The following is a 25,919-nucleotide window of genomic DNA, read 5'->3' as shown; positions in this document are numbered from 1 at the left end:
CTATAGGTTAATGGCTGTTCTGGGCTACGGGTTGCAGCGAAACTTCCGCCCCTTGGTCGGACGAATCGTAGATCGCCTGGATAATCTGGGAGGACAGGATGACGGTATCGATATGCGACGGCTGTTTTTCCCCGGTTTGAATGCACTGAATGAAGCTATCGATCTCATTCTGGAACATGCTGCCGAGGTTGAATTTTGGCGTTGTCTCAATCAAGGCACCGTCCTCCGTAGTGTAGAAGGTAAAGTCTGCGCCATACTTCAGCCGTATGCCGCCTTTGTCCCCGAGGAAGTCGATGAACATCTCTTCGGCGCCGATGTTTTGCGCCCATGCGCCGTTCAGGGAAATGGTTGGGCCCTCGGTGCGGACCAGAGCGGTGACAAAATCGTCGACATCATAGGTGCCTTCATATTTCGGAGGACCTGCCCACATTTTAAGGAAGGTGTAGTTCTCCATATCCTTGCCCAGCTTGCAGTAAGCCTGCCCGGACACGGTCTTCGGCTTCGGGTCGCCTGTGCAGTACATCACGACATCGAGGAAGTGAACGCCCCAATCGATCAGCGCGCCGCCGCCGGCGATGGCCTTGGTTGTGAAGGCCCCGCCGAGACCCGGAATCGAGCGGTGGGAGCGGAAGCTGGCATATACGTGATACAGCTCGCCGAGATCACCGTTCTGAATCATTTTCTTGATTCTGTTTACGCTTTCATTGTAGCGGTTGACCACCCCAATATTGAGGGTTTTGCCGGTTTCGTGCTGAACCTTTTGCATTTCCAGAGCTTCGTTGTAGGTACGGGCGGCGGGCTTTTCGCATAACACATGTTTGCCTGCCCGCAGACAATCCATGGTGATGGATGCATGCACATCATTCGGCGTACAGATCGATACGGCATCCACTTCGGGATCATTCAGGATCTGGTTGTAATCCTCAATGGCCTGGCCGCACTCGTATTTCGTTACGGCAGCATCGGCCCGTTCCTTCGCGATATCGCAGAAATACTTGATTTCGGCGTCTTTGTTGGCTATGTAGGCGGGAATATGGGCGCTGTTTGCAATCGTACCGCAGCCAATCACGGCAATTGTAATTTTGTTCATCGGTTCTCCTCCAAAATCGTGGATTGATGATGCAGTGATTACAGGGACTTGTCACTCGATTCTTCGTTCTTGCTTGCCCAGAGTATAGCATGGGAACGATCTATTCGATTTCACTATCGTGTTTATTTATTGGATTATCGTACCGAGGGCGCTAGTCAACGGTTTTAAATGCGTTCTTTTTGTAGTAAGCAGGAGTCGTTCCCGTATACTTCTTGAAAATGCGGCAGAAGTAGGAAAGCTCGTTAAAACCGACCTTGAAACATACATCGGTTATCGTCAGTTCGGGCTCCGTCAGCAGCCGCATCGCCATTCGTATCCGGTAATTGGCCAGGTACTGACTGAAGGTCCGGCCGGTAACTTCCTTGAACCGGCGACAAAAATTCGTCCGGGACATCATCGTCCGGGCACACAGTTCCTCCAGCCACAGGGGCTGGTCATAATGGTCATGAATATACTGGACCGATTCCAGGATGGGCTCCCGGTACGGGTCGCTGCTCGAGCTTGACGATTTAAGCTTGCCCTGGTCGGCATGCTCGCGGTTCAAGATCGCCAGCAGCTTCAGCAGATTGGCTTTTAGCAAAATATCAAAGAATGGACCCCGGCTTCCGTACTCGGCCAGCATTTCGGTAAGCAGTTCCTTCACGGCCAGATCGCTGCTGCCGGTCAAGGTAATCTTGAGCGGAACGCTGTCTTCCGTAGTTATAAAACGCTCGATGAAGGAGAGGTCAAACAGATTCGGCTCAGCTGGCTTCCCGTCGAGTCGTTCATTAATGAAGGCAGGCATGAATTCGCAGCCGAGCACCTCCAGCTCTTTCCCCGGTATCATCTCCACGCGATGGACGCTATATGGAGGAAGAACGAATATGTTTCCCTGGACCATTCGGTATTTCTGTCCATAGAGGGTGTGGATGAATTCACCTTTGCTGACATACCAGATCTGGAGATAATCGTGCATATGATCGGACAAACTCCCGAACTTCTCGGTAATTCGGTACATTTTGCAAGGCAGGCCGTTTGTCATTTCCAGCTCCGATGTAAAGTAGGCGATACCTTTCCGGGTACATTCGGCGATATCCGGTTCCAGCCAGTGAATAGCCATGATTCGTTCCCTCCCCGCGCTCGTGTAAGATCCTGTTATTCATAGCATAACTGATTCATTACATGAAGGAAGAGGAAAAGTTGAAAAAGTTAGCGGATTCCTGTGGTCAGAGTGATGCGTCTGAATGTTTAGAGGTGAGGATACGATGAGGATTTTGAGAAAGTGTGGGCTGGCGAAAGTAGATGAGGAGCTATAGCTTCATGATAAAGAGCCCGGATTCCAAAAATACGGGAAATCCGCGGCTCTTTTCCTTTACGAGCAAAACTCCTTCAGCATCTGCTCCTTCACTTCTTCTATAGGGAATTGCTGGGGATAGGTGGATATCATGAGCATAATGCCTTGAAGTGTAGAAGAAAAATACATGGAACGTTTACGCGGCTCGGGGACCCTTAGCATCTGGAAGATTCCGCATTGAATCTCAAATTGCCGGGCGGCTTCTTCCACAAGACGCTTGCCGTAAGGTATCAACTCTTGGTCGGCCTCGGGCTGGGTTTGAAGATGCAGGTAGAATCGGAAGACTTCCGGCTGCTGATAGACGTTGTCGATCGCATGCTCAATGATGAACCTCAGCTGTTCTGCAGGAGTTTTAAGCGAAGCGGCATCCTCCATAACCTTGGCCACACCTGCAACGCGATCCTCAACCATGGCGGCCAGCAGCGCTTCCTTTCCTGAAAAATAGTTATAGAGCAGTCCCTTGGATATTGCCGCATGTTTGGCTACATCGCTGATGGAAGTCGCATGGTAGCCTTGATGTATGAATAAATCCATGGCGGCTTCCTGAATCCTATCCTTCGCGATTTGGCGTATGCGTTCGTTCTCGCTTGGTGTACGTGGCATGAAACCTTCAGTCCTTCACAAATTGGATGATATGTCGGGATAATTCATTCGGATGCGTTAGTGTGAGCATATGGTCGGCCTCTGAGATAGTGACAAAGCGAGCGCCCGGAACCCTCCGAAATTGTTCTCCTACCTGCCGGTTATCGGACATTTCATGATCGCCTATGATAAAGAGCGTTTTGGCAAAGATATCTTCTAAACGCTCCATCGCCGGCGGTTCCGGCCAAACCGAGTCAAAGGTAGCCCAGGTAAAGGTATGCTCAAAATGGTGGCGCAGCATCTGGATCATAAGCCCCCGCTCGGCATGGTTTCTCGTTATCTCATAGGAAGGGGGCTCTATGCACAGTTCGATCATTTTCTCGATATCTGGGGCGGCTGCGCTTACCCGCAGCATGTAAGCTTGCATTTCCTCAGAGTAGGGAAAACCGGACAGGCCAGGTGCAATGAGAATCAGTTCCGACACTCTTTCAGGATATTGGATCGCGAACTCTGTTGCAATCTGCCCGCCCATGGAATGACCAACAACCGCAGCTTGAGGAATATTCAGGTGATCAAGGAGAGATAACAAATCCTGCACGTAATTGGCAGGTTCGATGGGGGAAGGAGATCGGCCGGCTCCGCGACCGTCAAAGGCAATAACATGAAAGTCCTCCGATAATAGAGGCACAACCGAGCTCCAATCCCTCATATCCGCTCCACCGCTGTGAATAAGGACGACAGGCTTTCCATTTCCATACACTTCGTAATGCAGATCCATTAGAATATCCTCCAGTTGATTTACATTTATTCTACTGTCTTGATAGGTTTATTTTATTATTGAATGAACGGTCGGTCAATATAAAAATGGAAATACATAATCAGGAGTTACGCACCCGATTCAGGTGCTGCTCAGGAAGCATTGAGTATGGAATATCGCTGTGAATTAATTCACTTATATGGAATGTGAATTATGTTACAATCGAGAAAATTAAATGTAAAGCCTAAGGGGGAACGGACTGTGGCTCGATATTTTAGCGGTAAAGAAGTGGAACTGTTGGCACCTGCCGGAACATTCGAGATATTCAAGACCGTCATTGACGCAAACTGTGACGCTGTTTATTTCGGGGGACCCTCCCTGAACATGCGCATGATGCGCAAGGGATATAACCTGAGTTACGAAGAGGTCAGAGAAGCTGTCCAAATGGCTCATGATCGCGGGAAGCGTGCCTATATCACCGTGAATAACCTGTTGGATGAAGAGGATTTGGAGGAAGCGAAGCGTTATTTTGCTTTCCTGAACGAGATCGGCCCCGATGCAATCATTGCACAGGACCTGGCCGTGTTTCCTCTGATTCAAGAGATGAACTATGCGAATATTCCGGTTCATTCTTCAGTGATGATGAACGTTCATAATCTGGACATGATCGAAGCCGTTAAAGCGTTGGGGGTTTCACGTATCGTTGCTTCCCGGGAGATGGATCTGAAGACAGCGGAAGTGCTGCATGCCAAGAGCGGGATGGAATTCGAATATTTTATTCACGGCGATATGTGCACGGTCCACGGTGCGAACTGCTTGTACAGCTCGATGCTGTTCGGCAACAGCTCCAGCCGCGGACGCTGCATGAAGCCATGCCGCTGGGATTACCGGGTGAAGAAGGATGGTTACGTCTATCCAACTGAATATCCGCTTGCAGCGAAGGATATGTACATGTACGAGCATATTCCGGAGCTGATCAAGTCCGGCATTACGTCCTTCAAGATTGAAGGTCGGATGAGAGATATTGATTTCTTGCTAATGGTCGTTAATTCCTACGGAGATGCAATCGATCGCTATATTGCGGATCCGCTGGGCTACAACCGCGAGGAGGGATCGGATACGCTGCATAAGAACCGAAAGCGCGATTTCACGACGGCATATGCCTTCGGCAAGCCGGGGCTCGATTTCATTAATCGCCGTTATGAGGGGACAGGCAAGTTCTACAGCACGGGGAAGGTTTTCAGTACGCCAACCGCCGAACGTGAGATGAAGGAGGAGCGGTTGATCCAAGTGAAGGAATCGCTTCGATATGCGAAGCGGGAACGGCAGAGCGCCGCGATTCCGGAAATTACAGTGCATGTGAACAATATGGAGCAGGCTCGCGCGGCATTGGAAGAAGGAGCAAGTTCCATTTACCTGGCAGGCGATGTGTTCCAGTCGGATATTCCATTTGGCCGTGAGGATATCGAAGCCTTAACGGCGGACAAAGGCAGCGCCAAGATTATCCTTGGCATGCCCCGTATGATGGATGAGCTGCATATGGAGCAGTATGCTCATTTTCTGAAGCAGGGCAAAGAGCACAATCATTATGGGCTGGATGGTTTGCTTGTCTCCAACATCGGTGCCATGCACAAGTTCCAATCCCTGGAGCTGCCGATGATGGCCGATTTCAGCTTGAACATTTACAACCATATGGCGGCTTCGTTCTATCAGAAGCATTTTGGCATCACCAGAATCCATCCGTCGCTGGAGCTTCAGCTTAACGATCTGACGAAACTGCTCCGGCATCCGGAATTTACAACCGAGATCATCGTTCATGGATCGCCCATCGTGATGTATCTTGAGCATGATCTATACGCTAATGCGGAAGAGATGGAGTATATTGCGGAAGAAGATAACAAGTATGTCGATAACAATCATCTCGTGCTGCTTACCGATAAAGGGGAGAACCCTGTATACCGCGATGCCGCTGGACGGAACCACTTGGCTATGGCGAAGGAGCTGTGCTACATGCCTTTCCTGCAGGAACTGCATGAAGCAGGCGTGAATCATTTCCGCATTGAAGGGAAGACGTATACGACAGAGCAGCTTCGTGGTCTGGTGCGGTTGTATTGCCAGGCTGCGCGGAATCTGAATTCATGCGGCAAGCTGTTCGAAGGCATGACGCCGATCTATGCCGGATATACCCTGGGTTCGCTGCAATTCGGCACGGTTATGCAGCGTGAGGGAGAACGGAAACCATCCGAAGAGGTGAGTTTCCATGGCGCATGAGGACCAAGCATATATCGGCCCGGAAGCTATCGTGGCGAAGCGTCGGCAGTACGGCTACCCGTGCACCGCTAATTTCTACAAGGAGCCGCCTCAGATTGTCGGTGGCAAAATGCATATGCTCTACGGTCATGATGGCAAATCATATGTCGACTTCTTTACGGGGGTGTCGGTGGTTGCTTGCGGTCACTGCAATGAAGCCATTACCGCCCGTACGATCGAGCAGCTCCAGAAGCTGCAGCATACGTCAACCATCTACCTGACCCAGCCCATGGTGGAGCTGGCGGAGCGGTTGGCAGACGGCATTTTGCCTGGGAATCTGAAGCGAACGTTCTTCGTGAACAGCGGGTCCGAGGCGAATGAAGGCGCCCTGCTTGTCGCACGTTTGCATACGAAGCGTCGCCACTTCCTGGCGCTGGAATACGGCATTCATGGCCGCACCTTCCTGACCATGAATGTGACAGGCATCCCCATGTGGCGTACCGACGACTTCCTGGATGGAGATGTGACTACGTTTATTCCGCGTCCCTATGATCCTGACATGGATCAGGAAGCTGCCGTACGCCGTTCTCTGGATGCATTAGCGAGTGTATTGGCGGAGAAGGGGGACACGTTCGCGGCGATGATCGTGGAGCCGATCCAAGGCAACGGGGGAATGATCGTGCCGCCGGATTGGTATTTCCGCGAGTTGAAGGCGATGCTGGAGCAGCACGGCATTCTGCTGATTGCCGATGAGATTCAGACAGGCTGCGGTCGTACGGGACGGATGTTCGGGATCGAGCATTATGGCATTGTGCCTGACATTCTCACCATGGCGAAGGCATTGGGCAATGGCGTGCCTATCGGCGCCTTCTCCACAACGGATGAGATCGCCGCCAGTCTGAATCGGCCTTCTGCATCGACCTTCGGAGGCAATCCGGTGTCATCCGCAACAGCGCTTGCTGTCTTGGATTACATCGAGCAGGAGGGTTTGGTTGAACGGTCCGGCCGAGTCGGCAGCCGGCTCATCGAAGGTTTGAAGGACTTACAGAACAAATATGGCGTTATCGCTGATGTTCGAGGCAAGGGTCTTATGGCGGGAGCCGAAATCCACGGCGCGTCGGACCAGGAAAGTGCAGCATGGACGGATATGCTTCTGGAGCGTATGAAGGAGGAAGGATTTATCATCGGCAAAAATGGCGTGGGCCGAAACGTACTTGCTTTTCAGCCGGCGATGGTTACCCCGGAGAAGGAAATCGAAGCGATGCTGATCTCCTTGGATAGCGCGCTTGCAGGGTTATCCCAGAAGTGAACAGATGAGGGTGATATCCTAATGCAGATGATCAATAAGTTCGTTCATAAGACTAAAATGTTCGGAGAGCTGGTGATGTTCTCCCATACGCTGTTCTCGCTGCCTTTTGCGATCATTTCCATGATCTGGGCAGCGGGTGGCATCCCGTCTTGGCGCGTCATGCTGTGGTCACTCGTTGCACTCGTTGCTGCCCGTAATGGGGCCAATGCCTTCAACCGCATCGCCGACTTGAAGTTTGATGCTGCGAATCCGAGAACGGCTAACCGCCACATGCCAAGAAAACTCCTGTTGTCTCGTGAGGTTCATGTGTTTGTCATCGTTAACTTTGCAATCTTCATCCTTGCAGCAGGCATGCTGAATCTGCTGTGTCTGGTGCTGTCGCCGGTAGCGGTTGTACTGATCTGCTCGTATTCGTACACAAAACGCTTTACGTGGTTGTGCCATCTGTACCTGGGCTTTACGATTGCTTCGGCTCCGATCGGGGCATGGTTTGCCGTAACGGGGCAATTCGCCATAATCCCGTTCATCATCGGTACGGTTGTGATGCTGTGGATTGCAGGCTTTGACATTATTTACGCGACACAGGATATCGAGTTCGATCGTAATACAGGTTTGTTCAGTATCCCTGGCGTGTTTGGATTAAAAGGGGCTCTCCTCATTTCAAGGTCGCTGCATGGCATTATGGTTATGCTGCTGGTCTCTCTTTATGTTATCCAAGGCTTGGGCTGGCTCTATCTGACAGGAATTATCATCTCCATGCTGCTGCTTGCCACGGAGCATCGTATCATAAAGCCCTCCAGCCGCAAGGTGATGAATCTGGCCTCCTACAACCTGAATCAGGTGATCAGTATGACGATTCTGTTCTTTACATTGGCTGATCAGTTTCTGCTGTGATAGTAAAAAAACTCCCTTTGACTGCCAGCCCGTACATCGGGTTATGGCATCAAAGGGAGTTTTGTTATTACTTCCCGGCTTTCAGAATAGCGAAGCCGAAAGCTGGCAGCTTGACGGTCAGCTGGCCTTGCTTCGCATTAAGGCTCTCGCCGTTCCACAGGTTGGTCCAGGATGGATCCAGTACAGGGACGGTAATCGTGTTGCCGGCCTTATCGTTGTTGATGGCAATGAGGATCGTTTCGTTGTCGTCCTCACGCAGGTAAGCGATTTTGCCGCCGTTCTTCTCGGCATGCAAGAATTTAAAGCTGCCGGTCCGAAGGGCAGAATGCTCTTTGCGCAGCTTGATGAGCGTTTGGTAGAACGTAAACAGGTCCTTGTCGTGTTTCGTCTCATCCCATTCCATGCATTTGCGGCAGCCCGGGTCGTGCCCGCCGTCCATGCCGATTTCGTCGCCGTAATAGATGCATGGCGTGCCGAAATACGTGAACTGGAACATGGCGGCGAGTTTCATCAGACGTTTGTCGCCGCTGGCTTGCGTTAACAGTCTGGCGGTGTCATGACTGTCCAGCAGGTTGAACATCACTTCGCTGGCTTGTCTTGGATATCCCGCAAGCTGCTTGCCAAGCATGAAGGAGAACTTCTCCGCATCTGCGGTGCGGTTGATGAAGAAGTCCAGAACAGCGTTGGTGAACGGATAGTTCATGACAGCGTCAAACTGGTCGCCTTCGAGCCAGATCGAGGATTCATGCCATACCTCGCCTAGGATGTAAGCATCCGGGTTGGCCTTCTTGACAACCTGACGGAATTCGCGCCAGAAGCTGTGTCCCACCTCGTTGGCCACGTCCAGGCGCCAGCCGTCAATGCCGGTTTCCTTAATCCAGTACTCTGCCGCCTTCAGCAGATAAGCTCGGACTTCCGGATTCTCCGTATTCAGCTTCGGCATCAGCGGTTCGAATGCAAAGGTATCATAAGTCGGAATGCCGTCCACGACTTCCAGCGGCAAGGAACGAACGTAGAACCAATCTTTATATTTGGAGTTCATGCCGTTCTTCTGCACGTCAACGAATGGGGCAAACGTTTTGCCGGAATGATTGAATACCGCATCCAGCAGGACGCGGATTCCGCGCGCATGGCACAGGTCCACGAGTTTCTTCAGTGTGTCCTTGTCGCCGAACTGCGGATCGATTTCGAGGTAATCCTCGGTATCGTATTTATGGTTTGTGGTTGCCGTGAACAGCGGCGTGAAGTAAATCGCGTTAACCCCAAGCTCACTAATATAATCCAGGTGGTCGATTACACCCTGAAGGTCACCGCCGAAGAAGTTCTTCGGTGTTGGCTCTGCGCTGCCCCAAGGCAAGGCGCCTTCCGGATCATTGCTCGTGTCGCCGTTTGCGAAGCGTTCCGGGAAAATTTGATAGAAAATGGCGTCCTTCACCCATGCCGGCGGCTGGAAAACGTCATCCGGATTGATGAACGGATACTCGAACAGGCGGTCCGGATTGGCCGGCGGCTCCGTCAGAAAATCATATTCGGTCATCCAGCGCTTTTCCTGGCCCTGCTGGAGCAGAAAGCCGTATTTCAGGCGGCGATAGGGAGGGGTTGCCTCGCACTCCCAATAATCGAACATCTCATCCGAGGACAGCTTGGTCATCGGAATGTATTCCATCGTCTGATCCCATAAATATTTGTCGCCAGCAAGCGCGTACACCTCGGTAATATCATCTTTTTTGGTGCGGATTCTGAGATGGATGGTCGTTCCGTCGTAAGCATAAGACCAGTTTTTGCGCGGACGGTGATAGATGGCTTCCAAGAACATCGATAATTCCTCCTTAGATTAAGTAAAATAAAAAAAGGCACAGCCAGGACTATGAATAGCCGAGGTTGTACCTTTGTAAGATAACATTGCCTTTAGATTATGAATTTGGAATCTCAGGTGTCGATGATTTCATTTGCTCTTTAAAAATATACCATGGGCTGTGAGCGTATACAAGCCCCTCGTAGGACATTCAAGAAGAATGACAACGAATGATACCGGAGGTCCGGCTGGAGCGATAGGCTTGTGGGGAAAGAGCGGAGGTTTGTTGTATAATGGAGAGACAAGGACAGGCCTGAACATGGAGACAGGTATTTTAGGAGGAAATTAAATGCAGTACGATGATCAGATGAAAAACCGGATCAAGCGGATTGAAGGACAGCTTCGCGGGATATTGAAGATGATGGAAGAGAACAAGGATTGCCGGGAAGTCATCACACAATTATCCGCTTCACGCACGGCGATTGACCGGACCATTGGCGTTGTTGTGAGCTCAAATCTGGTGGATTGTGTACGCAAGGCCGAGGAGAACGGTGAGGATACGGAGAAGCTTGTGCTGGAGGCCGTGAATTTGCTTGTAAAGAGCAGGTAATTTGTGAACGGGCAAAATGGGTAAAGGTATGATAACGGCTTTTTTAAGGAGGGTACTCAAATGTCGGTAAATGAACGAATTATTCTAGCCAAGCGGCCGCAAGGTATGCCGGATGAGTCTGATTTTGCGTTTGAGGAACAGCCTTTGCCTGTCCCGCAGGCGGGAGAAGTACTCGTACGGACCGTATACTTATCGGTTGATCCATATATGCGGGGCAGAATGAGTGATGCCAAAAGTTATGCCAAACCCTATGAGGTCGGACAGGTGATTGCAGGCGGCGCAGTAGGGCAGGTGATGGAATCGACGGATCCGACCTATCGGGAGGGCGATTTTGTCACAGGCAGCTGGGGATGGCAGCGCTTTGCCGCTGTGAGCACCGGGACGCTGCGTAAGGTCAACCCGGATCTCGCACCCGTATCGACAGCACTCGGTGTACTCGGGATGACGGGGCTGACAGCTTACTTTGGACTGCTCGATATCGGCCAGCCGCAGGCTGGTGAAACGGTGGTTGTATCTGGCGGTGCAGGTGCCGTTGGCATGATTGTGGGGCAGATTGCCAAGATCAAGGGAGCCCGGGTGGTCGGTATTGCCGGTTCGGATGAGAAGACAACGTATCTGACCGAGGAGCTTGGTTTCGACGCGGCGATCAATTATCGGACGGATGATCTGAAGGCAGCTCTAGTCGAGGCTTGTCCCGAAGGGGTTGACGTCTATTTTGACAATGTGGGTGGTGACGTTTCCGATCAGGTCCTGCGCTTGATTAACAAAAACGCGCGGATCCCGATCTGCGGGCAAATCGCACTTTATAATCTGGAGAAACCGGACACAGGTCCGAGAATTCAGAGCTTGCTGCTTACCAATACCGCGCTGATGAAAGGGTTCCTGGTTGGCGATTACGCCAGCCGGTACAATGAGGGACTGCATGAGCTGGCCGAATGGCTGAGAGACGGCAGAATCAAACACGCCGAAAATGTGGTCGATGGCTTTGATAAGACCCTGGAGGCGTTTCTGGGGCTATTCACAGGCGAGAACCTGGGAAAACAGCTGGTGAAAGTAAGCAAAGAACAGAAGTAGGAACCTCTGTTTTACAATATAAAAGAGTGCCAGATTCACATGGGGCCTGCAGGAAACTCCTCAAGACGGAGTTTGGGGCCAGAAGGCATTGGCCTTCCTTCAGTGTGATTCGGCACTCTTTTTTTGCTGTCATGGTGTTGGAAGAGCGTGTTACATCGCAGCCTCCGGGGTCGAGAATTGCTGATACTGGCGATACATGGAGATGCGCCAGTGGACAATCATCCCGTAAGCCAGCATGAAGAACAGCGCCGCTGTCTGCGGGATGGAAATATGCTGCTCAATATATCCATGCAGCAGGAGCCGGACAGCCAGCAGGCCAAGCAGGATGTAGACGAAGCTTTTCGACTTCTGCATGAAGATCTGTCCCTCGACCTTCTCGAATTTCGTGCTTCGGATCAGGGGATAGGAGAAGATGAACCAGCCTACCAAAAAGGCTGCTCCTGCCCACCATAAGGGGATGCGGACCTGCTGCTCTACAAACATCAGAAATCCGGTGCTCATCGCAACCGGCGGAATGATAATCTTCTTAACGGTTACGGGACGATGACTCGCTTTCATCCGAATGAAAATCACGGTCACGGCCATAACCAGCATGGCGATCGTAGAGCCTATTTGAAGAATTGGGGAATCGAAGTCAACCACAATTCAGAACCTCTTTCCATAAATAAGATGACACGACAGTGTGCTTCTTCTGATTATAGCACATTCTTATGCCAGGCAAAATCAGGCAAATGCAGAGGTTCCGCGCTTCATCGCTGGCTGTTCTGTTGATGGAGCCCGTCAATGAATATCCGGATCATGAAATTCAGGCTGTCATCCAGATCCAGATCGAGTGCGAATTGACCGGAACGTTCCAGAGAGGAAAAGCCATGACAAAGGCTGCGAAGTGTTCGTACCGTATGCAGAGCCTCCGGCTCACTAAGCTGGTAAGGAGTCAATATCCGCAGCAGCAGCTCCACAATCTGATTCCCTACGCGCTGCGTCTCTTGCTGGTCCGGGCGTAGAGGCTGCAGCGCAGCTTCATACAATCCGGGGTGGGATCTTGCAAAGTCAACATAGGTAAGGCATACGAAACGCAGCGCGTCTTCACCTGAGCGGCCGGCGACAGCTTTCAGCATTTGTTCGTGGAGGGTCTGCAGTCCATGCAGCGTCAGAGCGGCATGCAGACCTGAAAGTCCGTCTACATGATTATACAGGGAAGGGGATCGAACCCCAAGCTTACCCGCAAGTGCAGCCAAGGTCACAGCGTGAAGCCCACCCTGATCCGCGAGCTCGGCCGCGGATTGAAGCAGCTGGAGTCGATCTATGCCGGGTCTCGGGCTCATTTCGTATTCCTCCTGAAAGCGGATTCCGCTTGCGTAACAGCCTGCTGCATGCTGGCGGTTGGGTTGGTTAGCATTTTTCCATGGCCGACAGCCAGAACGGCGGGCTTCAGGGCAGTCAATGATGTGGCGCTTTGCAGCGAATGCTCTTTGCTCCATGTAGCCAGGGCAGGGAAAGGAAACAAGGGATTAAGCATGCCGGATACAGCTAATCCGCCCCGGGTTAGCCAAGCATCGCCCGCAATCAGGATACCGCTGCGCTCATCGAGAAATGCCATATGTCCAGGTGTATGACCCGGGGATGCAATGGCTTTCAGTGAGCCTATGGAATCGCCCCCGCTCAGCAGCACATCGGGAACCGTGGTTATGTTCTTGGGGATCCCTCCGCGAATCGGAGTTTGCTGCTCTCCAGGCAGGAGCTCGGCGTTGCCTTTAAGGAGCAAGGCGTCACGCTGCGAGATGTAGACAGAGGCATCCGGAAGCTCCTTCTTTAACCCGTCGAGAGCTCCGACATGATCACCATGGGCATGGGTCAATACGATGCGGGTTATGGGTTTGCCTATAGCGGATGCAGCTTGAAGGATTCCTTTTTGGGAAAAAGACATCCCGGCATCAATAAGTGTCAGTCCGTCGTTTTCTTCAACAAGGTAGACATTAACCGGGAATAAACGAGGAAGAAAAGAAATTTGGGTCACGTGCTCTATCGTAGTTTTTAACATAAAAAGAGTTCCCCTTTCGTCGTAAACTAATTATATTAGTATTATAACTAATATGATTAGTTTTATCAAGCCTAAAATTAAGCCTGAATTGTAACATTTTCATGAATTTGTCAATTAAATCGCTAAAATTTTTATAAATTTACCAAATTTTGAGTGCAATATTCATCGTTTTGCGTTACCATAATGATAGATAATCGGAAAAAATTGTAGATTGTTTTACTATGAAGAATGAGGGGCGGACGACATGGATATTTTCAAACGCATCGTTATTTTGATGGTGATGTATGCCTTCTCCGCTGTACTGTTATATATAGCCAGCCAGCACACGCCATATTTGCTTCCTGTCATTTGGATTTCTGCGCTTATGCTGCTGTTATGCGGCATCGCCTATCTGGGATACCACTACTTTTTCAAGATACGCAGAAGACGAAGTTAAACGAAGAATGAAATACAGGTCTGCCCTATCCGGGTGGGCTTTTTTTGTGCCTGTTCGGGACAGCATGCGCTGGGGCTTGAAACTTGTCGTCAGACGATGCCTTTTGTTTGTTTGTCTAGTGAGGTTGGAGAAAAATAAAAAAACCGTTTGAAACACACCGCAGTCTTATATACAGTGATTGAATAACGAGGCAGGTCGGATGAGGGGAAGGTATATCGCATGATGGATCATAAAGAGCTTGCCGCTGCGGCATGCAGAGGGGATGAAGAAGCATTCTATTCACTCGTAACGGAGCACCGCAGGCGTTTATACGCAATCGCGTACAGTTATTTGCATAATGAGAGCGACGCACTGGAGGTATTGCAGGAGACGGTATACCGGGCGTGGATGAAGTGCGGGAAGCTGAAGCATTCGGAGGCGTTTGTTCCTTGGCTTATCCGGATATTGATTAACTGCTGCGTTGATGAGCAGAAACGAAAAAAGCGCATGGTGCCGGTAGAGGAGGTACGTAGCCAGGAGATGGCTGCCGAGATGGTCAGTGACAGCAAGCTGGATCTGGAGCAGGCACTCAGCCGCATGAAACCCAAATACCGCCATGTGTTGATTCTGAAGTATTACCAGGACATGACGATCGCCGATATCGCGAAAATTCTGGATTGTCCTGAGGGGACCGTCAAAACCCGGCTTCATCAGGGATTAAAGCTGCTTCGGCAGAAAATCGAGCCAGGAGGTGCCATATTCCATGTTTGAGAAGGAAGAGCGCATGCTGAAAGAGATGAATAAATCCGCGGAGGTCAGCACAGAGGCTGTCACCGATGAAGCGCTGGACGCGGCGGTTCGAAGCGGGATGCGGAGAGGACGGCGCCACCGGCGGCTTCGTGCCCGTTTGGTTTCCTTCTCCGCGGTGATGGTAACCGTAGCGGCCGCGCTGCTGCTGGCAGTATGGGGCGGGGACGAGAGCGGATTGAAGCCGAAGGAGCAGATGGCGGCTCAAGGGCCGTATCCGCCGCTGACGGGGTTTGATTTTGGCGAAGATATTACGCTGAATACGGCGAATAAATATGGAATGATTCAGCCGGTTAATCAATCGGTAACAAAGGGAGACTACACCGTAACCGTGAACGGGGTGCTGGTGGGCTCCCAGCGGATGGACGTATTTTATACTGTCCAGAATATGGCGGAGGATCCGGCCGACTTGAAGAGGGTCGTACTGAAGCATCCGGGCTCAAGCGATCCGCTGCCCTACAGTGTGGGCTCTTCCGGAGGGAACAAGCTGGCACCCGGTGTGCTGCACCGATCCCAACTGGATGTTCAGACGAATGAGGACACCCCGCTGCCGCAGGAGCTGACCTTTTCTTTTATCCTGGCCCCGTATTCCACGAATACGGTCTATGAATCCTCGGCGGAAAACGAGCAGGTGATCGATATTAACGTTTCCATTGATGTACAGACTGCCCAGAAGTACCTCACCACGATTCCAATCAACAAAATGCTGCAGATTGAGAAGCAGAGGTTCTACTTGAAGGAAGCCGTTCTGTCACCGGCTGGAATTGTTGTGAAAGCCAACATTCCGTCAAGCAATACCATGAAGGTATCCGGTCTGTGGGGTGTTTATCTGGAGACTGTCGTTAACGGTGAGAAGATCAGATTGAACAGCGATTCCGCGTTCTTGCCGGGTGCCGGGGGAGGAGATATGACTTATTTCTTCGAAAGCAATATATTGGAGAAACCCGAATCAATCATGCTGAAGGCGGACGGATTCCAGGCAGTTGACCCTTCCACGATGCAGCTCGTTGTTGATACGGAGAAGGGGAAAGTAATCCGTTCGCCGGATGGAGACATTCAGTTCGGAGAGTATACGAAGCATATGCTGACACTGGAATATGAAGAGCGGGCCGACAGGCATATGGGCAGTGTATCGATTGAGCCCGAGTTCGTGGATGGTGAGGGGAACAAACATATGATTAATGAGGATGCAGGGGGAGTCAACTCATCATCCCATTCTTCTTCCGATACGGGAATAAGCAGGATTACTCAGTATATATACCTTAAACCGCAAGAATATCCTCAGCCGCTCACGTTCACACTAAGCAGCTACCCTGGCGTCATGGAGCAGGCCTTCGAGGTGCCGATTCAATGAAATTAGAGATGCTGAAAGCTCATCAGAATAACCAATGCACCGAATGCGATGATCATTTTGCCAGCAAATTTTAAGTACCATATTCTCAAATCGCTGAGCTCAATGTCATCTCTCGATCTTCTGAACCACCATGAATCCGGATGTCGGATGGAATATATGCCAATCGCGATGAGTGCAATGCCTATTAACGCAGTAAACATGAATTTGAACATGGATAATCAGCTCCTTTAACCATAATTACGTATGATGATCTGGAATGGTCCCACATTTGCAAGCATGCTATAAGGACGACTCTTGGACACAAAAGGAACTGCCGCCCGACCTGATGACGGGGGCAGTTCCTTTTCTTGTTTCTTTATATCCTAAATCGTAGATTGATTGCGCTATTCCCTATGCTTGTTAGGCGAGCTTCCTTCGGTTCCCTTTGCATCGAGCAGCTCGATTAGAGCTTTGGGTACTCCGTTAAGGAGCAGCCATTGACGCAGCGTCTCGATGGCCCGAATGTGGCCATTCCCTTCATCCCGCCAGGTCAGCAGCTCAACTACCTTAATGACCAGGAGCATCAGCTCCATTTTGTCATGTTCGGTTTGGTCTGCCCGAATTTTTTGAAATACGGCTTCTTTCTCCCAATCAAGCAATATTTCTTCACCTATCGTAGGTTTCATGAGTGAATAGCTGAAATCGCACTGCGGGCAGTGGACCGTGTTAAACTGTTCTGATTCGAACGCAACCCGGATATCAGTTTGACACTGACGGCAGTGGAACTGGACTTGAATTGCTGTGTTTGTGTTTGTCTCCATGTGTGTTGCCTCCTTCTAAGAGAAAGGTATTCTCTTTTTACCCAATACTCGGTAACTATGACCCATCTCCCGCCGGGGAAGCACCAGAAAACATGAAAAAGGACCACCCTTATTCGGGTGATCCTTCCAAATACATCGTCCAATACCTAACCTTCATCCTACTTCGTGCTGCTCTTGACGTGGATCAGCACATTATAGAGGAAAGCCAGAATGCCCAGCGTTACCAGAACGCCACCTACCGCAATTACCGGTTCAACGGATTCAACACCGCTCATCAGTAGTGCGAGACCAATCATCATGACAGGCAGACCGATATTGTGCAGCCAGAAATGCACTTTGCCAACGGTCGATTCCCCGGCTGCAGGGAACAGATGATAGATAACGCCTGCAAGAGCCAGAGACGCCCAGCCCAGCAGGTTGACGTGTGCGTGAACAGAGGCGTAATCATAGCTGTGGGATATCGACATGTACATGCCAAGCAGCACCCCGAGCACAAAGTAAACCGCAGCAATCCTGATTAATTTGACACCCATACAATCCCTCCTAAATGCATGACTACTATGATATATGTCACCTGTGGTGAAGTAGACCTGGATGGAGGAAGATTTAACAAAAAAAAGAAACCGACGACCCTTGCGAGGATCATCGGTTATTGTGATTCAGATTCTATTCAAGCTCCAGCACATCATAGATTAGCCATTGGCCGTTTGTTTTTTTAAGCCAGTAGAGTGAAGTTGTGTTGATGATATCCCCGTCCGCATCGTCGGTTTCCTCGATGTAGACTACGGTTTCCTCTCCCTGGAAGAAGACCGGACGGACAACTTCAGCTGTGAGGTTGAAATTCACTTCATCGAAGATGCCTTCAGCAATGCTGTTCTGGAACATCTCATAGAATGCCGAGTCCGGATGAATAACGGACATGAGCAGGGGACCATTCTCTTCATTGAAGCCCTTGTACTGCGTGTCAATGGATTCGCGGATGGCTTTCAGTTCTGCTTCCGGCACCTTCGGATTCGCATCGAGCAGATTATCCCCTGCCAGATATTCCGTATCATATTGATTCAGATCATAGATTTTCCAGGCACCCGACGCATCCTTTTTCAGGAGATTCTCGTAATGGAGTGTAACATCCCATGTAAAAGGGCCGCTGCTGCGCTCAAGGGTAACGCTGGTGAATGCGTGGATTGATGTTCCCGCTACCGTTACTTCCCATACATCACTCGATACATGAAGGTCGTATTTGAATTGGTTCTGATAGCCTTCTTTGGTCTTCGCAAGAACAGGAGACTTCGAATGGAATAAGGCCATTGCGGCATCCAATTTCTTGGCATTTCCTGCCTCTTCAAGTGCGTGGTAAAGCTTCTTCACCTCATCGGTGGCTTTGTCGATTGCGCCTTCGCGGTCAATCTTGATGGTGCGCGCCTTGGCATCCCACTTCACTGGCAGCCCTGTAGCTTCAGCTACAAAACGAAGGGGCACCAGCGTGTTGCCGGCATCGGTAAAGGGTGCGATCTGGAGCGAGGTTTTGACTCCATTGACATACGCGGTCTTCTGGCCGATGGTCATTTGAAGCTTCTGATCGAGGTATGTACCTGTCACCTGCTTGTTGGCGCTGTTCCAATTGACCTTATAATCCAATGCCTGGAACAAAGGACGGAATTGAACGAAGGTGACCCCGTTCTTCATAATAGGCGCTGCCTGAAACTTGATTTCCTGGTTATCGAGGTAGACCCGGATTTTCCCCTGATTCTTCGCCGGAGCAGCTTGTGCCGCACTTGCGAACAGGAACAGGAATGCGATAGCCAGCAGGCTGATTTTTTTCTTCAATTTGCTGTCATCTCCTTCAACGAATGATAGAATAGAGAGGTAATTGTGGTAATCGTACATGATAAAACCAACGGTAGCAATACATTTCTTTGCAAGTAATTATTGGTAGTAACCAGGAGACGGTTGCCTGCCGGAACCACTTGTAAAAAGTCGGGTAAGCATGAGGCTCCGCTGGGTAATACATAGTAAGAGTCAGGCCGGGTCAACCGGCCCAATTCATTAAACAAAGGAGTGGAGCACATGACAGCAGGACAGGAACTGATATTTTACATAGGAACCTATGGTTCAGAGGAAGAGAATCGAATTCATTGGGGGGCGATGGATCGGGGAACGGGCGAGCTGCGTCTATTGGGCGGAACGGCTGGCATAGAGAACCCGACGTATCTTGATTTTGACGACTCCATCTCCGTGCTGTATGCGGCCAGCGAGAAGGGTGAAAGCGATGTGTCTGCTTATTCGGCCAATCTGGTGAACGGTGAATTGACCCTGCTGAATGTTCAGTCCACCGGTTCATCCGGGGCATGCCATGTCTCTCGTACGTCCAGCGGGAAGTATCTGCTCACGACAGGGTACAGCGATGGACATATTTCGGTGCTTGCTTTGGAGAAAGACGGCAGGGTAGGGGAGATTACTTCCAAAATCAAGCACAGCGGACGCGGGCTCCGGGATGACCGTCAATCGGAGGCGCATCCGCATTCGATATTTGAAGACCCGCTGAACCAATATATCGTAGTCAGTGATCTGGGCATGGATGATGTGAATCTGTACCGTCTGGAGGACGGCAAACTCGTGACCCACCGCGAGATCAGTCTGCCGCCGGGCTCGGGGCCGCGGCATGTTGCCTTTCATCCGTCAGGCAAGTGGGTATACGGCACGAATGAGCTCAACAGTACGGTAACGGCTTATGCCAACGATGCAACGTTCGGGGATTTGAAAATATTGCAGCATATTTCCACCCTACCGGAGGACGTTGTGATGGACAGCAACACCTCCTCGCATCTGCTGGTGTCTCCTTGCGGTCGTTATCTGTACGCTTCCAATCGGGGGCATGACAGCATCGTGCAGTATGTAATCGATCAGGAAGCCGGTACGCTTCGTGCAGTCAATTGGGTGTCTTCCGGCGGTAAAACGCCGCGCCATTTTAATATTCTGCCGGATGGCTTCCTGCTTGCGGCGAATCAGGACAATGGCCTGATCGCAAGTTACCGGATCGATCCGGATACTGGCAATCTGGTCTCTACAGGCTATACATTAGAAGTGACACGTCCGGTGTGCATCTGTCCCGTTGAGAAAGCGAAGGCATAAGAGCTGCTAAGCTAGCATGAATTGTGCACCAGACAAACAATAGAACAAGACGAGAAGGGCTGCCGAGTGGCAGCCCTTGTTGTATACCTGATAACCTGATTACAAATCGCAGCGTTCACATTCGCCAGAGCGATGCTTGCAGCAATTCAGGTGTTTAATCATTCAGTGGATTAATGAGCAAAGATGTGATTGCCGATCTGCACCACTTGCGGTCTGGACCAGATCCATTGGCTGGTCGCTGTTTTTGGATTGAAGTAATAAAGGGATTCGTACGTCGGATCCCATCCGCGGACGGCATTCATTGCAGCGAGATAAGCGGTTCGGTCCGGCGTTAGCCAGTATTGGCCGTCATCGACGGCTGTAAAAGCGCCCTTTTGAAAAACAACGCCCCGAATATCATTCGGAAACTCGCCGGATTGAATGCGGTTCATAACAACGGCTCCCACAGCAACTTGTCCTTTGTAGGGCTCACCGCGGGCTTCACTGTATATGACTTTTGCCATGATATCCATCTCGGATTGATTTAACGTATATTTTTTCAGCTGTCTCCAGGTTTGTGCACCGGTAATTCCATCAGCGGGCACCCCGTATTCCTTCTGGAAACGCGTAACGGCTGCTTTTGTGTTAGCTCCATATTTGCCATCCAGCGGTTGCGTGTAGAAGTCCAGTGTTTTCAGACGATATTGAAGGTCCCAGACATCCCCGTTCTCGCTGCCCGGCTTTAACAGCGGAGCTGCCTCTGTTGTTTGGGCAAATGCGGGCATGAACAGAAGGATACTCAGGAAAAGAGCAGAAATTATTTTCCATGATTGCTTTCGTATGGTGATCATCTCCTTTGGGGTTGAATTATAAGGATGGAAACAGCTTCATACAACCATCAGTAAATGGAAAATCGCGCAGTGACTGCGTTAGTGGCACCAAAAATGGTTCTGTGGACCGAGTTGTGACGAACTTGAAATTTTTTGAAAAAAAGGTTTGACAGCTGGGGGAGGACTTATTACAATAGCTACATAACATACTAAACAGGTAGGAATTATATTATATTGTTCTCACCGTATCGACGGAGGAACGCTCGAAGACAATGCAGGCACGGCATGAAGCCGGTTTGACTCTGTTCTGTCGAGCTTTCCTCCGTCTTTTTTTGCCATAAGGCCTGTTTAGTAGAGATTAGTAGGGGGAGTGATCCATATGAAAAAGGTGTTGAAGCAAGGGATACTCGTAGGTTTGACAGTGCTGTTGACAGCGGCGCTTACGGCTTGCGGTGCACAGAAAACAGAGACAGTTGCAACCGCCGATGGAGAAGCGCCGGCTTCGGGTTCAAGCAGCAAGCCAAGTGTGGAACTGCTCAATGTTTCTTACGATCCAACTCGGGAGTTATATGACCAGTACAACAAAGCCTTCGCAGCCCATTGGGAGAAGGAGCAGGGACAGAAGGTCACGTTCAAGCAATCGCACGGGGGTTCAGGGAAGCAAAGCCGCTCGGTCATCGACGGTTTGGAGGCGGATGTGGTCACGCTGGCCCTCGGTTATGATATCGATGCGATCCGTCAGGCAGGCTTGATCAATGAAGGCTGGGAGAGCAAGTTTGAGCATAACAGCGCTCCCTACACCTCGACCATCGTATTCCTCGTTCGCAAGGGCAACCCGAAAGGCATCAAGGATTGGCCGGATCTGATCAAGGACGGCGTGGAAGTCATTACGCCGAATCCGCAGACCTCCGGCGGTGCACGCTGGAACTATCTCGCGGCGTGGGGATATGCCTTGAAAGTGAACAATAACGATGAAGCGAAAGCGCAGGCATTCGTTAAAGAGCTGTTTACCCATGTGCCCGTGCTCGACAGTGGTGCCCGTGGTGCGACAACGACGTTTGTTGAGCGTGGGATTGGGGATGTGCTGCTGGCTTGGGAGAATGAAGCCTACCTCTCCATCAACGAGCTCGGGCCGGATAAATTTGAAATCGTGAATCCATCGGTCAGTATTTTGGCAGAACCGCCGGTCGCCGTAGTGGATAAGAACGTTGACAAGCGGGGAACCCGTGAAGTTGCGGAAGCTTACTTGAATTATTTGTACAGTGAAGAAGGGCAGACGATTGCGGCTGAGAACTATTACCGTCCGACGCTTGCAAGCGTAGCCGACAAGTACAAAGAGAAATTCCCGACTATCGAATTGTTTACGCTTAAGGACGTATTTGGAACATGGGAAGAAACACAGACCAAGCATTTCAATGACGGCGGCATCTTTAATCAGATTTACGTGCCAGGCAGCTGATCGGCATCAAGCCGAAGGCAGAAGGGGATGAGAGGATATGGCTTTGATCCAAGTACAGAGACAAGGCAGAGGTAATCGCAGAGTGCTCCCCGGTTTTGGAATCGGAATGGGACTTACCGTGTTATATATGAGTTTGGTAGTGCTGGTGCCCTTGTCTGCATTACTTCTCAACCAGACCGGACTCACATGGGAGAAGTTCTGGTCTGTTGCGAGTGATCCGAGGGTACTTGCTTCTTACCGAGTGAGTCTCGGGACGGCGGCGATGGCGGCACTGATCGATACGTTACTGGGTTTGCTGCTGGCATGGGTGCTGGTGCGGTATGACTTTCCTGGTAAAAAACTGTGGGATGCCTTGATCGATTTACCCTTCGCGCTGCCAACCGCAGTGGCGGGGGTTGCCTTGACTGCGATCTATTCCTCTAACGGATGGATTGGATCTTTGCTTGAGCCTCTTGGCATCAAGGCGGCTTTCTCGCCCATGGGCATAACGCTTGCCTTGATGTTTATTGGCATACCGTTCGTTGTACGGACGGTACAGCCGGTGCTGGAGGATGCGGAGCGGGATACGGAAGAAGCGGCAGCGACACTCGGAGCAGGTCGATGGCGTACTTTTCGTACCATAATCCTGCCTACCCTGATCCCGCCGCTGCTGACTGGTTTTGCATTAGCTTTCGCCCGCGGAATTGGGGAATATGGATCCGTGGTGTTCATATCGGGAAATATGCCTATGAAGACGGAGATTGCACCGCTCTTGATCATGACCAAGCTGGAGCAGTTTGATTACGCCGGTGCAACGGCAGTTGCCTTGATTCTGCTGCTCATCTCGTTTGTACTGCTCTTGGGCATTAACATTCTACAGCATTGGTCGCGGAAAACCGCGCGCTAAGGGGAGGGTTACATAATGGCTGGAACTGTGCCTTCTGCTATTTCTGCAGCGAAACGCAGCGCCCCCTCCTCTCCGGCAGCAGCGGAGAGACCGTGGGTTAAATGGACATTAATCAGCTTGGCTGGATTTGTGCTTCTGTGGCTAATCGTATTGCCGCTTGTTACCGTGATGTCCGAGGCGTTTAAGAAGGGATGGGAGGTATACATCGCTGCCTTATCCGATCCCGATGCTTTATCCGCACTTCGGCTGACATTGTTGGTAGCGGCAATTGCAGTACCGCTCAACTCGATTTTTGGCGTTATCGCAGCCTGGACCATAACGAAGTTTCATTTTAAAGGAAAGAATCTGCTTGTCACGCTGCTGGATTTGCCGTTCGCGGTATCGCCCGTCATCGGGGGGCTGATCTTCGTGCTCATATTCGGCCGGCAGGGGTGGTTCGGCCCATGGCTGGGCGCCCATGATATCAAGATTATATTCGCTGTACCTGGCATTTTGCTTGCTACGTTATTCGTTACGTTTCCATTTGTGGCAAAGGAACTGATTCCGCTCATGGAGGAGCAGGGGACGAAGGAGGAGGAGGCAGCCGTAACGCTTGGCGCCAAGGGCTGGCAGATATTCTGGCGGGTTACCCTTCCCAACATTAAGTGGGGGCTGCTGTATGGCATTATTCTGTGCAACGCCAGGGCGATGGGCGAGTTTGGGGCGGTCTCCGTTGTATCCGGCCATATCCGCGGCGAGACCAACACCTTACCGCTGCATGTCGAAATTTTGTATAACGAGTATCAATTTTCGGCATCGTTCGCCGTCGCCTCATTATTGCTGTTATTAGCGCTGGTTACACTGCTGCTTAAAAATTGGTTTACACGAAAAAATGCTCATTGACAGTCCTTTCCAACCCATGCTAATGTAAATTCATACTATGTTGGTTGGAAAAGAATGATTAACGAGTGTAAGCAAGTGTAACCCATCATTTCAGGTCGTGTCGATGAGTATATATTTTGGGGCTTTGCCCGGTAAGGAGGCGTATCCATGGCTAAACCGTTAAAGGTGGATGAAATGTGGCTCGAACGCATAGCAGGCCTGCTGAACGACATGGAATTCGGTTCGCTGCAAATCGTAGTGCATGAGGGTCAAATCGTCCAGATGGAACGAACGGAGCGCAAGCGTTTCGAGAATACGGCCTCCGGCACGGTCAAGACGTCGGGACCAGCCCGGGCGCCCGGCCAGCAGCGAAGAACGAACACAAGATGATCCCTAAGGATAAGCAGAAACAGAACTTCCGCAGATATAATGAAATGCGGCCTATTGAGCAGACATCGGAGTGTTAACCGATGCAGATGATAGGCGCATGTCATGACTAATTTGGAAGTTCTTTTTTTTGTATAAGCACAGGAAAGTGGATTATTAATCCGTACTTACGTAAAATCTTGCGATCTGAAGATCATGAATTATAAATAACAGCCCGGCCGTATTGATCGGCGCGGGCTGGATGTGCTGCATCGTTCTGTTTTATCTTGACCGCAAAGGGCTGTTGACGGTCTCCGGTTCAGTTAGACCAGCTGAGTCAATTAGAGGATCATATTCTCCGGCAGGGTGCAGGAATTGCTCCATCAGCTCCGGGTGACCTGCGTAGGGACGCTTGCGTCGCTGTCGCGTGGCTGTAACCCGGAAACCTGCCAGATACAGTAAACACTGGGTAGCCAGAACGTAAGGAGAGGCCTCAATCCAGATTAAATTAGTCAATGCAGAGATGAGAATCAGCAGATGCAGTACGGTATAGATAACGCCATGAGACCTTCTTCTGGAATCCATCAACAGACGGTAGAAAGAGATCGTTGCAATCATACTGGAGAGCCATAAACACCATACCTCGGGGTTTGTCCAGGCAGAGGACTGACGGAGCTCCTGGACGAGAATCGCAGTCCACAGGATCGCAGCTCCCAGTGACAGTGCAGGTACGGCAGGTTTCAGAAGCAGCCATAGTCCCATCCCCCATCCGGGTTTCTCAAGACGTCCAACCAGCTCATCGCGTTCCTTCATCAGCCGGTCGATTTCGCGATTCAGCAGTTTGTGCAGTGTTGTCAGCCTGGATTCATCGCGGTCGCTTAGAAAGGTATCAATCTGTTCGTGGAGTTCCCGAATCAGCAGGTCTGCGGATTTGCATTCCTGAAGCAGTCGGATGAGGAGATCCTCCGGGATAGCCGTTCGAGTCGGTCGATTGATTACCGTGCCGAGAGGTCCCGCAAGCCTGGTGTAGATGGACAAGGACTGACGAATACGGGCAAGCGAATCCTTGCGTGCACCCAAGAGACGGGATGCACTGTATATGTACAGGCCCGAAAATACCGCTGTGGCCAGAAGCACAGCCACCAGCGCGTTCAGAGAGCCAAAGATATCAACCATCCATTCCGTAAGGGACAAGCCGATCCCTCCTTCAATATTCTACCTTTCACTATTGCACAAGAAGGAAGGGAATTCAAGCCGATTCTGAAACAGGCAGCTATGGAGAGCATGGGGGTTGC

At 50.8% G+C, this 25,919-nt stretch carries 27 protein-coding genes; 13 read left to right on the top strand and 14 right to left on the bottom strand.

Annotation, left to right across the window (positions count from 1 at the left end):
• Positions 1-7: 7 nt before the first annotated feature.
• The 4 genes from WDY75_RS27695 to WDY75_RS27680 all read right to left on the bottom strand — a co-directional run bounded on the left by WDY75_RS27695 (position 8) and on the right by WDY75_RS27680 (position 3,783).
• Positions 8-1,090 carry a Gfo/Idh/MocA family protein gene (locus tag WDY75_RS27695; protein ID WP_063478486.1) on the bottom strand — a complete coding sequence of 361 codons (1,083 nt, stop codon included), beginning with the start codon at positions 1,088-1,090 and terminating at the stop codon, positions 8-10.
• Positions 1,091-1,241: 151 nt separating this feature from the next.
• Positions 1,242-2,189 carry a helix-turn-helix domain-containing protein gene (locus WDY75_RS27690; protein WP_006207973.1) on the bottom strand — a complete coding sequence of 316 codons (948 nt, stop codon included), beginning with the start codon at positions 2,187-2,189 and terminating at the stop codon, positions 1,242-1,244.
• A 252-nt stretch (positions 2,190-2,441) separates the two neighbouring features.
• On the bottom strand, positions 2,442-3,026 hold the full coding sequence (locus WDY75_RS27685; RefSeq protein ID WP_063478487.1) for a TetR/AcrR family transcriptional regulator: 585 nt from the start codon (positions 3,024-3,026) through the stop codon (positions 2,442-2,444).
• Positions 3,027-3,033: 7 nt separating this feature from the next.
• Positions 3,034-3,783: an alpha/beta fold hydrolase gene (locus WDY75_RS27680; protein WP_063478488.1), complete on the bottom strand. Its 750-nt coding sequence runs from the start codon at positions 3,781-3,783 to the stop codon at positions 3,034-3,036.
• 240 nt (positions 3,784-4,023) lie between these two features.
• Between WDY75_RS27680 and WDY75_RS27675 the strand changes: the two genes are divergently transcribed.
• The 3 genes from WDY75_RS27675 to WDY75_RS27665 are packed head-to-tail and all read left to right on the top strand — an operon-like array spanning position 4,024 to position 8,215.
• The gene (locus tag WDY75_RS27675) at positions 4,024-6,033 is read left to right on the top strand and encodes a peptidase U32 family protein (protein WP_006207976.1); all 2,010 of its coding nucleotides are present in this window, start codon (positions 4,024-4,026) and stop codon (positions 6,031-6,033) included.
• A complete protein-coding gene (locus WDY75_RS27670; protein WP_063478489.1) occupies positions 6,023-7,321 on the top strand; it encodes an aspartate aminotransferase family protein in 1,299 nt (432 codons plus the stop codon). The genes WDY75_RS27675 and WDY75_RS27670 overlap by 11 nt, the downstream gene beginning before the upstream one ends.
• Before the next feature lie 21 nt (positions 7,322-7,342).
• Complete coding sequence (locus WDY75_RS27665; protein ID WP_006207978.1) at positions 7,343-8,215, top strand: UbiA-like polyprenyltransferase; 873 nt, start codon at positions 7,343-7,345, stop codon at positions 8,213-8,215.
• Positions 8,216-8,282: 67 nt separating this feature from the next.
• Here WDY75_RS27665 and WDY75_RS27660 read toward each other — a convergent pair whose 3' ends face one another.
• Positions 8,283-10,031, bottom strand: a complete 1,749-nt coding sequence (locus tag WDY75_RS27660; protein ID WP_006207979.1) for an alpha-glycosidase — start codon at positions 10,029-10,031, stop codon at positions 8,283-8,285.
• A gap of 328 nt (positions 10,032-10,359) precedes the next feature.
• Here WDY75_RS27660 and WDY75_RS27655 point away from each other — a divergent pair, with 328 nt between their 5' ends.
• Positions 10,360-10,620, top strand: a complete 261-nt coding sequence (locus tag WDY75_RS27655) for a metal-sensitive transcriptional regulator (protein WP_036643802.1) — start codon at positions 10,360-10,362, stop codon at positions 10,618-10,620.
• A 60-nt stretch (positions 10,621-10,680) separates the two neighbouring features.
• Entirely contained in the window at positions 10,681-11,694 is a 1,014-nt protein-coding gene (locus WDY75_RS27650) for an NADP-dependent oxidoreductase (protein ID WP_063478490.1), read from the top strand.
• Between the two features lie 150 nt (positions 11,695-11,844).
• Here WDY75_RS27650 and WDY75_RS27645 read toward each other — a convergent pair whose 3' ends face one another.
• From WDY75_RS27645 to WDY75_RS27635, 3 genes are all read right to left on the bottom strand, one after another.
• Positions 11,845-12,336, bottom strand: a complete 492-nt coding sequence (locus WDY75_RS27645) for a cytochrome c biogenesis protein CcdC (protein WP_006207982.1) — start codon at positions 12,334-12,336, stop codon at positions 11,845-11,847.
• Between the two features lie 107 nt (positions 12,337-12,443).
• Positions 12,444-13,019 carry a TetR/AcrR family transcriptional regulator gene (locus WDY75_RS27640; RefSeq protein WP_036643796.1) on the bottom strand — a complete coding sequence of 192 codons (576 nt, stop codon included), beginning with the start codon at positions 13,017-13,019 and terminating at the stop codon, positions 12,444-12,446.
• Entirely contained in the window at positions 13,016-13,735 is a 720-nt protein-coding gene (locus tag WDY75_RS27635) for an MBL fold metallo-hydrolase (protein ID WP_063478491.1), read from the bottom strand. The genes WDY75_RS27640 and WDY75_RS27635 overlap by 4 nt, the downstream gene beginning before the upstream one ends.
• 244 nt (positions 13,736-13,979) lie before the next feature.
• On the opposite strand from WDY75_RS27635, the gene WDY75_RS27630 reads away from it, so the two are divergent.
• From WDY75_RS27630 to WDY75_RS27620, 3 genes are all read left to right on the top strand, one after another.
• Positions 13,980-14,171: a hypothetical protein gene (locus tag WDY75_RS27630; protein ID WP_006207985.1), complete on the top strand. Its 192-nt coding sequence runs from the start codon at positions 13,980-13,982 to the stop codon at positions 14,169-14,171.
• Between the two features lie 219 nt (positions 14,172-14,390).
• Positions 14,391-14,921: a sigma-70 family RNA polymerase sigma factor gene (locus WDY75_RS27625; RefSeq protein ID WP_063478492.1), complete on the top strand. Its 531-nt coding sequence runs from the start codon at positions 14,391-14,393 to the stop codon at positions 14,919-14,921.
• Positions 14,914-16,311: a DUF4179 domain-containing protein gene (locus tag WDY75_RS27620; protein WP_006207987.1), complete on the top strand. Its 1,398-nt coding sequence runs from the start codon at positions 14,914-14,916 to the stop codon at positions 16,309-16,311. Before WDY75_RS27625 ends, WDY75_RS27620 begins: the two co-directional genes overlap by 8 nt.
• Before the next feature lie 2 nt (positions 16,312-16,313).
• On the opposite strand, the gene WDY75_RS27615 is transcribed toward WDY75_RS27620, so the two are convergent.
• The 4 genes from WDY75_RS27615 to WDY75_RS27600 form a co-directional block, all read right to left on the bottom strand.
• Positions 16,314-16,523 carry a hypothetical protein gene (locus tag WDY75_RS27615; RefSeq protein ID WP_063478493.1) on the bottom strand — a complete coding sequence of 70 codons (210 nt, stop codon included), beginning with the start codon at positions 16,521-16,523 and terminating at the stop codon, positions 16,314-16,316.
• 171 nt (positions 16,524-16,694) lie between these two features.
• A complete protein-coding gene (locus WDY75_RS27610; protein WP_006207989.1) occupies positions 16,695-17,111 on the bottom strand; it encodes a hypothetical protein in 417 nt (138 codons plus the stop codon).
• 158 nt (positions 17,112-17,269) lie between these two features.
• Complete coding sequence (locus tag WDY75_RS27605) at positions 17,270-17,644, bottom strand: hypothetical protein (protein ID WP_006207990.1); 375 nt, start codon at positions 17,642-17,644, stop codon at positions 17,270-17,272.
• Between the two features lie 133 nt (positions 17,645-17,777).
• Entirely contained in the window at positions 17,778-18,938 is a 1,161-nt protein-coding gene (locus WDY75_RS27600) for a copper amine oxidase N-terminal domain-containing protein (RefSeq protein ID WP_063478494.1), read from the bottom strand.
• 240 nt (positions 18,939-19,178) lie between these two features.
• Here WDY75_RS27600 and WDY75_RS27595 point away from each other — a divergent pair, with 240 nt between their 5' ends.
• The gene (locus WDY75_RS27595) at positions 19,179-20,243 is read left to right on the top strand and encodes a lactonase family protein (RefSeq protein ID WP_006207992.1); all 1,065 of its coding nucleotides are present in this window, start codon (positions 19,179-19,181) and stop codon (positions 20,241-20,243) included.
• 170 nt (positions 20,244-20,413) lie between these two features.
• On the opposite strand, the gene sleB is transcribed toward WDY75_RS27595, so the two are convergent.
• Positions 20,414-21,073 carry a spore cortex-lytic enzyme gene (sleB, locus tag WDY75_RS27590; RefSeq protein ID WP_063478495.1) on the bottom strand — a complete coding sequence of 220 codons (660 nt, stop codon included), beginning with the start codon at positions 21,071-21,073 and terminating at the stop codon, positions 20,414-20,416.
• 358 nt (positions 21,074-21,431) lie between these two features.
• On the opposite strand from sleB, the gene WDY75_RS27585 reads away from it, so the two are divergent.
• The 4 genes from WDY75_RS27585 to WDY75_RS27570 all read left to right on the top strand — a co-directional run bounded on the left by WDY75_RS27585 (position 21,432) and on the right by WDY75_RS27570 (position 24,648).
• A complete protein-coding gene (locus tag WDY75_RS27585) occupies positions 21,432-22,511 on the top strand; it encodes a sulfate ABC transporter substrate-binding protein (RefSeq protein WP_006207994.1) in 1,080 nt (359 codons plus the stop codon).
• Between the two features lie 37 nt (positions 22,512-22,548).
• Complete coding sequence (gene cysT / locus WDY75_RS27580; protein ID WP_006207995.1) at positions 22,549-23,397, top strand: sulfate ABC transporter permease subunit CysT; 849 nt, start codon at positions 22,549-22,551, stop codon at positions 23,395-23,397.
• Between the two features lie 15 nt (positions 23,398-23,412).
• Positions 23,413-24,279: a sulfate ABC transporter permease subunit CysW gene (gene cysW, locus WDY75_RS27575; protein ID WP_036643770.1), complete on the top strand. Its 867-nt coding sequence runs from the start codon at positions 23,413-23,415 to the stop codon at positions 24,277-24,279.
• Positions 24,280-24,426: 147 nt separating this feature from the next.
• Complete coding sequence (locus WDY75_RS27570; protein WP_006207997.1) at positions 24,427-24,648, top strand: YezD family protein; 222 nt, start codon at positions 24,427-24,429, stop codon at positions 24,646-24,648.
• A gap of 258 nt (positions 24,649-24,906) precedes the next feature.
• Here WDY75_RS27570 and WDY75_RS27565 read toward each other — a convergent pair whose 3' ends face one another.
• Positions 24,907-25,818 carry a hypothetical protein gene (locus tag WDY75_RS27565; protein ID WP_063478496.1) on the bottom strand — a complete coding sequence of 304 codons (912 nt, stop codon included), beginning with the start codon at positions 25,816-25,818 and terminating at the stop codon, positions 24,907-24,909.
• Between the last annotated feature and the right edge of the window lie 101 nt (positions 25,819-25,919).

Origin of the sequence: Paenibacillus glucanolyticus (assembly GCF_037333485.1) — a bacterium.
Taxonomy (GTDB): domain Bacteria; phylum Bacillota; class Bacilli; order Paenibacillales; family Paenibacillaceae; genus Paenibacillus_AQ; species Paenibacillus_AQ glucanolyticus.
Note: the sequence above shows the minus strand (reverse complement) of the source record. Positions and strands in the feature narration are given on the sequence as shown.